General features: G+C 70.6%; 9 protein-coding genes and 1 pseudogene. 5 read left to right on the top strand and 5 right to left on the bottom strand.

Going from position 1 to position 10,913, the window contains the following annotated elements:
• Window positions 1–8: 8 nt before the first annotated feature.
• Window positions 9–1,934 (bottom strand): bifunctional glycosyltransferase 87/phosphatase PAP2 family protein, encoded by a 1,926-nt coding sequence (locus Q8A52_RS38015; protein WP_316760230.1) that lies wholly within the window; start codon window positions 1,932–1,934, stop codon window positions 9–11.
• A 532-nt stretch (window positions 1,935–2,466) separates the two neighbouring features.
• Here Q8A52_RS38015 and proP point away from each other — a divergent pair.
• The 3 genes from proP (at window position 2,467) to Q8A52_RS38030 (ending at window position 5,927) form a co-directional block, all read left to right on the top strand.
• Complete coding sequence (gene proP, locus Q8A52_RS38020; protein ID WP_408649325.1) at window positions 2,467–3,840, top strand: glycine betaine/L-proline transporter ProP; 1,374 nt, start codon at window positions 2,467–2,469, stop codon at window positions 3,838–3,840.
• Window positions 3,841–4,029: 189 nt separating this feature from the next.
• Window positions 4,030–5,145: a DUF2330 domain-containing protein gene (locus Q8A52_RS38025; protein ID WP_316760185.1), complete on the top strand. Its 1,116-nt coding sequence runs from the start codon at window positions 4,030–4,032 to the stop codon at window positions 5,143–5,145.
• Between the two features lie 107 nt (window positions 5,146–5,252).
• Window positions 5,253–5,927, top strand: a complete 675-nt coding sequence (locus tag Q8A52_RS38030; protein ID WP_316760186.1) for an O-methyltransferase — start codon at window positions 5,253–5,255, stop codon at window positions 5,925–5,927.
• Between the two features lie 92 nt (window positions 5,928–6,019).
• Here Q8A52_RS38030 and Q8A52_RS38035 read toward each other — a convergent pair whose 3' ends face one another.
• Window positions 6,020–6,412 carry a hypothetical protein gene (locus Q8A52_RS38035; protein ID WP_316760189.1) on the bottom strand — a complete coding sequence of 131 codons (393 nt, stop codon included), beginning with the start codon at window positions 6,410–6,412 and terminating at the stop codon, window positions 6,020–6,022.
• 100 nt (window positions 6,413–6,512) lie between these two features.
• On the opposite strand from Q8A52_RS38035, the gene Q8A52_RS38040 reads away from it, so the two are divergent.
• On the top strand, window positions 6,513–6,950 hold the full coding sequence (locus Q8A52_RS38040) for a DnaJ family domain-containing protein (RefSeq protein ID WP_316760192.1): 438 nt from the start codon (window positions 6,513–6,515) through the stop codon (window positions 6,948–6,950).
• A 1-nt stretch (window position 6,951) separates the two neighbouring features.
• Here Q8A52_RS38040 and Q8A52_RS38045 read toward each other — a convergent pair whose 3' ends face one another.
• Both Q8A52_RS38045 and Q8A52_RS38050 read right to left on the bottom strand, forming a co-directional pair.
• Window positions 6,952–7,125 (bottom strand): hypothetical protein, encoded by a 174-nt coding sequence (locus Q8A52_RS38045; RefSeq protein WP_316760195.1) that lies wholly within the window; start codon window positions 7,123–7,125, stop codon window positions 6,952–6,954.
• Between the two features lie 16 nt (window positions 7,126–7,141).
• Window positions 7,142–9,181, bottom strand: a complete 2,040-nt coding sequence (locus Q8A52_RS38050) for an MDR family MFS transporter (protein ID WP_316760198.1) — start codon at window positions 9,179–9,181, stop codon at window positions 7,142–7,144.
• A gap of 130 nt (window positions 9,182–9,311) precedes the next feature.
• Here Q8A52_RS38050 and Q8A52_RS38055 point away from each other — a divergent pair, with 130 nt between their 5' ends.
• Window positions 9,312–10,304: a peptidoglycan-binding domain-containing protein gene (locus Q8A52_RS38055; RefSeq protein WP_316760201.1), complete on the top strand. Its 993-nt coding sequence runs from the start codon at window positions 9,312–9,314 to the stop codon at window positions 10,302–10,304.
• 479 nt (window positions 10,305–10,783) lie between these two features.
• Here the strand turns inward: Q8A52_RS38055 and Q8A52_RS38060 are convergent.
• Window positions 10,784–10,913: pseudogene (locus tag Q8A52_RS38060) on the bottom strand (HAD family hydrolase); the annotation flags it as partial.

Here is a 10,913-nt window from a genome sequence, read left to right on the forward strand (position 1 = left end):
CAATACACCTAGGGTCTGCCGCCGCCCGTCGGCGCCGGTTCCCGAGGGGTGCGGTCCTCGGTGTCGGCCACGGCGACCGCCGTCCGCGCCCGAGGCCCCTGGAACAGATAGGCCAGCCCGAACCCGGCGCCCACGACGGCCGCGCCGCCCACCGCGTCCAGCACCCAGTGGTTGCCCGTCGCCACGATCGTCGAGACCGTGAGGAACGGGTGCAGCAGGCCCAGCGCCTTCATCCACCACTTGGGGGCGATCACCGCGATGACGACACCGCACCACAGCGACCAGCCGAAGTGCAGCGAGGGCATCGCGGCGTACTGGTTGGTGAGGGCGGTGAGGGTGCCGTAGTCCGGCTTGGAGAAGTCCTGGACGCCGTTGAGGGTGTCGATGACGCCGAGGCTCGGCATCAGGCGCGGCGGCGCCAGCGGGAAGAGCCAGAAGCCGGCCAGGGCGAGCAGGGTGGCGAAGCCGAGGGCCGAGCGGGCCCAGCGGTAGTCGACCGGGCGGCGCCAGTAGAGGACGCCCATGATGGTCAGCGGGACCACGAAGTGGAAGGACTCGTAGTAGAAGTCGAAGAAGTTCCGCAGCCAGTCGACCTTCGTCACGGCGTGGTTGACGGCATGCTCGATGTCGATGTGCAGAAAGCGTTCGAGGTCGAGGACGAGGTGGCCGTGGCGCTCGGCCGTCGCCCGGCCCTCGGAGTTGCTGCCGCCGGTCGCCGCGAGACGGACCCGCTGGTAGGCCGCGTAGGTGACGCGGATCAGCAGCAGTTCCAGCAGGAGGTTCGGGCGGGTGAGGACCCGGCGCAGGAACGGCAGGAGCGGGACGTTCTTGAAGCGGGCCGGGACCGGTGCGGCGTACTCCGTCGGTATCGGGGTCTGATAGTACGGCGACGTGCGGGACAGGAACGGTACGGCGGTGGCGGCGGCCAGGGCCGCGAGCAGCACGATGTTGTCCCGCAGGGGGTACACCACCGGCATGTTCGGCAGCATCATCTTGGCCGGGAGCGTGGTGACCAGCACGACCGCGATCGGCCAGACGTACCGGTCCGAGGCCCGCTTGCCGACCCGGCCGACGACCGCGAGCAGCACCCACAGCAGCTGGTGCTGCCATGTGGTGGGCGACACGGCGATCGCGGCGCAGCCGGTGATGGCGACGGCGAGCAGCAGCTGTCCGTCGCGGGCACAGCGCACCGCGCGGTGCAGGCCAAGGGCGGCAACGGCCGCGCCCAGCACGAAGAAGAGGCCTATCTCCAGGGGGCCGGACAGGCCGAGGCGGAGCAGCGCGCCGTGCAGGGACTGGTTGGCGAGGGCGTCGGCCTTGCCGCCGAGTCCTGCGCCCGCCATGTGGTGGACCCAGTAGGTGTACGAGTCGTGCGGCAGCGCGGCCCAGGCGAGCGCGGTCCCGGCGGCGAAGGTGACACCGGCGGAGACGGCGGCCCGGCGGCGCTCGGTGAACCACAGCAGCGGCGCGAAGAGGAGCACGGTCGGCTGGAGCGCGGCCGCCACGCCTATGCACAGACCGCCGGCCCGCTCCCCGCGCACGACGAAGCAGCCGAGCAGCACGAGCAGGACGGGGATGATGCTGGTCTGGCCCAGCCAGATGGTGTTGCGCACCGGCAGGGACAGCATCAGCAGGCTGATCGCGACCGGTGCGGCGAGCAGCGAGGTGCGGCGGCCGACGGGCTGGGGCAGGGCGCGGGCGGCGACCAGGCCGAGCGCGACGACGAGGAGCAGGGTGCCGAAGGTCCAACTCCAGCCGAGGGCCTGTTCGGCCGCGCGGGTCAGTGGTTTGAGGACCAGTCCGGCGAAGGGGGTGCCGGTGAACTGCGTCGAGTCGTACAGCGAACCCTTCACGTGCAGAACGCCGTTGGGGCCGACCCAGGTCTCCAGGGCCGTCAGCCGTTCTCCGCTCGGGGTGGTGAGGACGACGGTCATCTGCCGTATCGCGAGGATCGCGGCTATGGCCCACAGTCCCAGCCGAGCCGCCTTGAGGCGTTGTCCCGCCGCCGTGCCCCCGAAGGCATCCGCCGATCGTCCGCCGTGCTCCACGTTCGCGTTCGCCACGCCTCGTCGGCCTCCCGCCCCGTTCGCCCCATGCGTTTCACGCACCGGCTTCCCTTTGCGAACCCTCAGGCCCGCGCCACCCCCGGAGTGAGACGCAGGCTACCCCCGCTTCACCTGACGGCCGCCCTCCTTTTGTCCGGATGACGATAGTGCGAGGGGGGTTCGGTTGCCTCCCCCGGAAGCGACAAGGATCACATCAAGCTGTCCGAAAAGGGGCGCGACACCGGGCCTACGTACCTGCATACACGACATTTAGCTGCACTATGCATCGACCTGCGTACGGCACGTCAGCGGCCGAAGGGCCCCTATGGTCGCCTTTCCGGTCCGTCTGCGATCCGTCCGCGGCAGTCAGTGCCGTACGGGCCGTGTCCCTGTCCCCGTCGAAAGGTAGGCGAGCCCCGTTTTGGCCACCGCCACAGCTGTCACCCCGCCCGTGAAGATCCCCGGGGCCCGCAGGTCCTCCGAGGTCACCGTCACCGACCCGGCGCTCGTGAAGCGTGCCGTGAAGGCCGCCGCGCTCGGCAACGCGATGGAATGGTTCGACTTCGGTGTCTACAGCTACATCGCGGTGACGCTGGGCAAGGTCTTCTTCCCGTCCGGCAACCCGACCGCGCAGTTGCTCTCGACGTTCGGCGCCTTCGCCGCGGCCTTCCTGGTCCGTCCGCTGGGCGGCATGGTGTTCGGCCCGCTGGGCGACCGGGTGGGCCGCCAGAAGGTCCTCGCCCTCACCATGATCATGATGGCGGCGGGCACCTTCGCGATCGGCCTGATCCCGTCGTACGCGACGATCGGTGTCGGGGCGCCGCTGCTGCTCCTTGCCGCGCGGCTGGTGCAGGGCTTCTCGACCGGTGGTGAGTACGCGGGTGCGTCCACGTTCATCGCGGAGTACGCCCCGGACAAGAAGCGCGGGTTCTTCGGCAGTTGGCTGGAGTTCGGCACGCTGGCGGGCTACATCGGCGGCGCGGGCCTGGTCACCCTGATGACCACCCTGCTCTCCTCCGAGGACCTGGTGTCCTGGGGCTGGCGTATCCCGTTCCTGATCGCGGGCCCGATGGGCATCGTCGGCCTCTACCTGCGGATGCGTCTGGAGGAGACTCCGGCGTTCGCGGCGGAGGTCGAAAAGGCGGAGTCGAGCCGCCCGAAGGTACCCCTGCGTGACATGGTGGCGGGTCAGTGGAAGGCGCTCCTGCTCTGCATGGCCCTGGTGCTGGTCTTCAACGTCACCGACTACATGCTGCTCTCCTACATGCCGAGCTATCTGACCAGCGAGCTGAAGTACGACGAGACGCACGGCCTGCTGGTGGTGCTCGGCGTGATGACGCTGATGATGATCGTCCAGCCCTTCGCCGGCGCACTGACCGACCGAATGGGCCGCCGCCCGGTGATCGCAGCGGGCTGCGCAGGCTTCCTGTTCCTCTCCATCCCCGCCCTGCTGCTGATCCGCCAGGGCAGCCTCCTCGCGGTCGCACTCGGCATGGGCGCGCTGGGCCTGCTCCTGGTCTGCTTCACGGCAGCCATGCCCGCGGCCCTGCCGGCCCTGTTCCCGACCCGGGTCCGCTACGGCTCCCTGTCGATCGGCTTCAACGTCTCGGTGTCCCTCTTCGGCGGCACGACCCCCCTGGTGGTCACCGCCTTGATCGGAGCGACGGGCAACATGATGATGCCCGCGTACTACATGATGGCGTCGGCGGTGATCGGCGGCGTCGGGGTGTGGTTCATGACGGAATCAGCCGGCCGCCCGCTGCCGGGCTCGGCTCCGGCGGTGGAACGGGGTTAACCGTGCGGCGCCTTGACCGGGGGCGGACCAACGGGGCCCATTTCCGTGGCAAAGCGTGCGGGGCCGCGCCTCCGGTCACGATTGCACGGCTGTCGAGCGAGGTCACGTCCGTTGCTGCAACCCGTAGGCCCCGTCCCGCCGTCTGAAGCCCTGTCCAGTGGGAGTCGGTCGTGGGGGAAGGTGTCGGGCGTGGGGCTGTGGTGGAAGCGGGGACTGGCGGTTCTGCTGGCCGTGTTGGGGGTTCAGGTCGGGTGGGTGGTCGTCCCGGCTTATGCCTGTGGGTGTGGGGCCATGGTGCCGGATGCCCAGCGGGAGATCAGTGTCTCCCGTGAGGCGTCCGTGCTGCGTTGGGACGGGCGGGAGGAGCAGATCGAGATGCGGCTGACCGTGCAGGGGGACACGGACCGCGCCGCGTGGATCATGCCGGTGCCGCACCGGGCGAGCGTGGACCTCGGGGACCCGGCGCTGTTCGACCAGTTGGACGCCGCGACCGCTCCCGCGCACCGCACTCGGTACCACTTCTGGCCCCAGGACGGGGACTGGCCGCTCAGTACGGGTAATGACACGGCCGGGGCGGCGCCCGACGCGGGCGCCGGGCCGTCCCGCGTGGGTGTCGTCGATCGGCAGCGGCTCGGGCCCTTCGATGTCGCCCGGCTCACCGCCACCGATCCCGGCGCCCTGGACAACTGGCTGCGCACCAACGGCTTCGCCTTCCCGCGCAGGCTGAGCCACGCTCTCCAGCCGTACGTCGACCGGCACTGGGAGTACGTGGCGGTCAAGCTGGCCCCGCAAGCCGCCGGCGCCTCCCTGAACGGCGCCCTCGACCCGATCCATCTGACCTTCGCCGCCGATGAACCGGTATATCCGATGCGTCTGTCCCGGCTCGCCCGGACCCCGCAGTCGCTCGGTCTGTACATCCTGGCCGCGCACCGCATGGAGCCGCGCAGCGCGATCGGCGGCGAACCGCCCCGGGCCGTCTTCGCCGGCCGTCTCACCACGACCACGGGCCCGCTCGCCCGCCTCGCCTCGGGCACCCCCTATCTGACCGCCGTGGCCCAGGAGTTCCCGCAGCCCTCCCGCATCTCCGCCGACCACGTGCTGCGCCGGGCCGCCTCGGACACGCCGTACCAGCAGGTGATCTACCAGGACCGGCTGCTCGAGGTGGCCGGGATGCCGGCATGGCTGGCGACGATCGGGGGCTCGCTGGTCCTGGTCGGCGCGGTCGCCACCCTGATCGCCGTCCGGCGGTCGCGGCGGCCCGTCGTACCCCCGCCGCCCGTGCACCCCCCTGCGCCGATCGGCTGACAAGGAACCGGCGTTCCGGAGATTCGCTGACACGGAACCGGTGCGCGACTACCTTCGTTAGCGCAGCTAGTTAGAAACTCTAACTAGACACGAAAGGCAGTAGGTGCATGAGCGGGTCGCAGCTCTGGGACGACGTCGACTTCTACTTCTCCAGCCACCTCGCGCCGGACGACGAGGCGCTCCAGGCGGCCCTGCGCGACAGCGAGGCCGCCGGACTCCCGCACGTCAACGTCACGGCGAACCAGGGCAAGTTTCTCCAGCTGCTTGCCCAGATCCAGGACGCCCACCACATCCTGGAGATCGGCACGCTCGGCGGCTACAGCACGATCTGGCTGGGACGCGCCCTCCCGTCCGACGGCCGGCTGATCTCCTTGGAGTACAGCCCCAAGCACGCCGAGGTCGCCGTCCGCAACATCGCCCGGGCCGGCCTGGAGAAGATCGTCGACGTGCGGGTGGGCGCGGCCCTGGACTCGCTGCCCCAGCTGGCCGACGAGAACCCGGCCCCCTTCGACCTGGTCTTCATCGACGCCGACAAGGTCAACAACGCGAACTACGTGGAGTGGGCGCTGAAGCTCACCCGCGCGGGCAGCCTGATCATCATCGACAACGTGGTGCGCGGCGGCCGGATCGTCGACGCCGAGAGCTACGACGACCCGGACGTCCGGGGCAACCGCGCCGCCGTCGAGCTGATCGCCTCCCACCCCCGGCTCACCGGCACGGCGATCCAGACGGTGGGCAGCAAGGGCCACGACGGCTTCGCACTGGCCCGGGTGCTGGCCTAGGACTGGTCCAGGACTGGTCCAGGACTGGTCCAGGACTGGTCCAGGACTGGTCCAGGACTGTTGCGGCTCGGCCGGCTCCCGGGGCCCCTGCTCTACACCTCGTGGTAAAAGCCCACGTTGACGCTGCGCGGCCCGGTGCGGTCCTGGATGATGATCTCGCCGGAGCCGCCCCGGGGGAGTGGCACGGTCCCGCCGTACGCGACGGGCTGGGCGTACTCCCCGATCATCAGCCGCACCTCGGACGACGGGTCGGGCTGCGAACCGCGCAGCCAGGACACCTGCCAGCCCCCGTCGGGGCCGCACAGGAACTCCAGGTGGACCCTCGAGACGAACAGCCAGTCGTCGGGTGTGGCCAGACGGCACACGGCCCCGTCCCGGCCGACCCGCAGCACGGCGCCCGGTTCGCTGGGCGCGTCGGCCATGAGCATGCCGGCCGTGGCGCCCGCGTCCGCCGCGGAGACGGTGGCCATGGTGAGTTCGAGCACGTGCGTTCCCCCTGAAGTGCGCTTGACCTGTTCCAAGTGTGCCTCTACAGCGGCCGCATGATAAATCGCCCGGCCCCACCGCGTCCGGCACAATGGACTCATGACCGAGCGAAAGCCACCGGGCGTACCGTTCGAGTCCTGGGTCGACAAACAGATACGCGATGCGCAGAGGCGCGGCGAGTTCGACCAACTCCCGGGCGCGGGTCAGCCGTTGCCGCCAGGCACCGACACGACGTACGACGAACTGTGGTGGGTCAAGCGCAAGATGGCCCGGGAGGGTCTGGCCGTCCTGCCACCGGCCCTGGCCCTGCGCAAGGAGGCCGAGGACGCGCTCGCGGCGGCGTACGCGGCGCCCTCGGAGCGGATCGCACGGAAGATCATCACCGATGTCAACGTCAAGATCCGCGACATGATGTTCAAGCCGCCGCCCGGTCCCCCGCTGGGCAAGAAGCCGTACGACGTCGAGGAGGTCGTACGGGAGTGGCGGGAGCGGCGGGAGCGGCGGGAGAGCCGCGCGGCGGGCACGGACGGGGCGTAGCTCAGTCCGCGAGGCGGCGCAGCCCCTTCACCGACCACACGGTGGTGATACGGCCGTCGGCCAACTCGAACAGGTCGATGCCGCTCTTCTGGGGGGGGTGCCGTAGGCATGGGTGACGTACCGGGCTGACCTCGAAGCGCCGGGCGAGCGCGCGGGCGGGGAGTACGCCGAGCACTGGTTCCGCAAGGACCTCAGCCGACCCCGGCCACCGCCCCGCCCTGCGGCTGCTCCCGCTGCGAGCCGCACATCTGGTCGGTCAGTTCCTTCACCAGACGGTCCAGGTCGGTGGGCCGGCCGGGCCCCCACCAGTCGCCGAGCAGTTCGGCCAGCGACTCCTCCCGGGCCCGTGCCAGCCCGTCGGCCACCTCACGTCCCTCATCGGTCAGGCTGAGATCGAGGCCCTCGCGGACGGCGAGCCGGCGTTCCTCGACCTGGCGCTCGGCGTCGAGGATCACATGCAGCGGGACGACGCAGCGCCCGGCGATCACACCGGGCTCCACCGAGCCGTACTTCCGCATCCGCAGCAGCAGCCAGCTCGCCGCGGGCAGCAGGTCGTAGCCCGCCCGCGCGGCGATCTTGCGGTAGATCTCCCGTTGCCCCTCCCGGGTGCCGAGCAGGGACAGCGCGCGGCACACCTCGTCGTACGAGGACCGCTGGACCGGGTTGGTGGCGAGGGTCTCCGTCACATCGGGTGCGGTGACCGATCCGCGCAGCCTGTCCTCCTTCAGGAACCACGCCAGTACGAAGCCGAGGAGGGCGACCGGAGCGGCGTACAGGAAGACGTCGGTGATGGAGACCGCGAAGGCGTGCAGGGCCGCCGGGCGCAGCGCGGGCGGCAGGGCGGCGATGCCGCGCGGGTCGGCCTGCAATGTGCTCGCCGACAGGCCCGCCGGGAGGCTCACGCCCCGGAAGGCGGCGGCCAGTTGCTCACCGAGGCGGCTCGCGAAGATCGTGCCGAAGATCGCGACCCCGAACGAGGCGCCGATCGACCGGAAGAAGGTCGCTCCCGAGGTGGCGACGCCGAGGTCCTCGTACGACACGGCGTTCTGCACGATGAGGACGAGGACCTGCATCACCAGGCCCAGGCCGAACCCGAACACGAAGAAGTACGTGCTCATCTCGGCGGTCGAGCTGTTCTGGTCGAGCTGGTGGAGCAGGAGCAGACCGAGCGTGGTGACGCCGGTGCCCGCGATGGGGAACACCTTCCAGCGCCCGGTGCGGCTGACTATCTGCCCGGAGCCGGTCGAGGACAGCAGCATGCCCACCACCATGGGCAGCATGTGCACACCGGACATGGTCGGGGACACGCCGTGCACGACCTGCAGGAAGGTCGGCAGATAGGTCATCGCGCCGAACATGGCGAAGCCCACGATGAAGCTGATCACCGCGGAGAGGGTGAAGGTGCGGATGCCGAACAGCCTGAGGGGGAGCACGGGTTCGGCGGCCCTGCGCTCCACGGCGACGAACAGCACGGCGAGTACGACGCCGAGGACCGCGAGACCGATGATCTGCACCGATCCCCAGGCCCAGGTGGTACCGCCGAGCGAGGCGACCAGGACCAGGCAAGTGGCGACCGCGGCGATCAGGAAGGTGCCGAGGTAGTCGATGACGTGGTGGGCGGCCTTGCGCGGGATGCGCAGGGCGGTGGCGATCACGGCGAGCGCGACGAGGCCGACGGGCAGGTTGATGTAGAAGACCCAGCGCCAGCCGATGTGTTCGGTGAACAGCCCGCCCAGCAGCGGGCCGAGCACGCTGGTCGCCCCGAAGACCGCGCCGAAGAGCCCCTGGTAGCGGCCGCGTTCGCGGGGCGGCACAAGATCCCCGACGATCGCCATCGACAGCACGATCAGCCCGCCGCCGCCCAGCCCCTGCAGGGCCCGGAAGCCGATCAGCTCGCCCATGTTCTGGGCCATGCCGCACAGCGCCGAGCCGATCAGGAAGATCACGATGGCGATCTGGAACAGCTTCTTGCGCCCGTACTGGTCGCCGAGCTTGCCCCACAGCGGGGTCGCGGCGGTCGAGGCCAGCAGATACGCGGTGACCACCCACGAGAGGTGCTCCAGGCCGCCGAGGTCACTGACGATGGTCGGCAGCGCCGTCGACACGATGGTCTGGTCGAGCGCGGCGAGCAGCAGACCGAGCAGCAGGGCGCCGATCGGGACGAGGACATTGCCGGGGACGTGCTCCGTGTCCTTCGGCTCCTGCGCCGTGACGTGCGTCTCCAGCGTCATGAGACCTCCCGGGGCTCTCGCGACTCCTTCCATCGTGATCGGTGTCACCCGTTATGGCCCGTTGAGCCGCATCACGATGTGAGGGACCTCTGCATATTCTCGGGAGTTCGTGAGGGGAGGGGACGAATACGTGACTGAAGCGAAGAGCTTCCAATGCCCGGAGTGCGGGGCACCGAAGGGACCGGGTAACTCTCCGTCGTGCGACTGCGCACAGCGGGCGTCCGACGCCCTGCGCGACGCGCGTACGGCGGAGGCGGCCGCGGCGGAGGACTTCAATCCGTTGCGGATACGGCCCTATGTCGAGATAGAGGGGTCCGCGGCACAGGTATCCCCGGCAGAAGCAGCCGCGACAGAGGCACCCGCGATGGCGGGATCCGACGCGAGCGAGGGAGTCACCCAGCCGATCCCCGCCCCCGAGATCACCATGCCGCTGCGCCCGGTGGCCGGGCCGAGCACCACGGACCTGCGGATGTTCGAGCCCGGGCCGGACGAACCGGGCGACGGACCGGAGCAGGAGCGCCGGCCGCGCCCGTCCCGCCGTGCCCTGGTGCTCTCCGCCGCCGGAGCGGTGGTCACGGTCGTCGCGGCGGCGGGTTTCGCGAGCGGGCTGTTCTCGTACGAGACGCCGTCGCGGGACGGGGCAGCGCCCCGGGAGGTACGGGAGAGCGTGCCCGAGGCGACGACCGGAACGGCGTCGGAGCGGGCGTCCACGGCGGCGACGTCCGCGCGCCCGACCTCGGCGTCACCCTCACCGTCGGCATCGGCGTCCACGAGCCCGACCCCCTCGCCCACACCCTCGGCCTCGAGAGCGACTCCGTCCGCGCCCCCGTCCCGCTCGGCGACACCGACCCAGACGGCGACGGTCACCGGCACGCAGGACTCCGCACAGCCCACGTCCGCACCGGTACTGCGACGCGGCGACCACGGCCCGGAGGTCACCGAGCTCCAGCTCCGCCTGCGCCAGCTGAACCTCTACATCGGCGACGCCAACGGCAACTACGGCGGCCAGGTCGAGGACGCCGTACGCAGCTACCAGTGGGCCCGCGGCATCGACTCCGACGAACCCGGCGTGTACGGGGCGGCCACGCGGGCGCAACTGGAGAAAGAGACGGAGCAGCCGTAACGCGATGCCGGTGGTTGCGAGGCACCGCCGACCGGGGCCCGTCCTGGCCGACGTGCAGCCGGATCGTCCCGTCCCCCGCGGACCCGACCCTCACCCGCGTCAAGTCCTCCACGACCACGTCCAGCCACCAGCCGGCCCACGGCTTCGACCCCGACAAGCCCGGCGTGTACGCGACGGCCACGCGGACGCAACCGGAGAAAGTAACGGAGCAGCCGTAACGCGATGCCGGCAGTTGCGAGGCACCGCCGACCGGGGCCCGTCCTGGCCGACGTGCAGCCGGATCGTCCCGTCCCCCGCAGCCACGACCCTCACCCGCGTCAAGTCCTCCACGACCACGTCCAGCCACCAGCCGGCCCACGGCTTCGACCCCGACAAGCCCGGCGTGTACGCGACGGCCACGCGGACGCAACCGGAGAAAGTAACGGAGCAGCCGTAACGCGATGCCGGCAGTTGCGAGGCACCGCCGACCGGGGCCCGTCCTAGCCGACGTGCAGCCGGATCGTCCCGTCCCCCGCAGCCACGACCCTCACCCGCGTCAAGTCCTCCACGACCACGTCCGGCCCGTGGAACCGGGCTCGTGTCCCGACCCCCACGACCCGCATTCCGGCG

The organism is Streptomyces herbicida (assembly GCF_032656585.1).
GTDB classification, from domain to species: Bacteria; Actinomycetota; Actinomycetes; order Streptomycetales; family Streptomycetaceae; genus Streptomyces; species Streptomyces herbicida.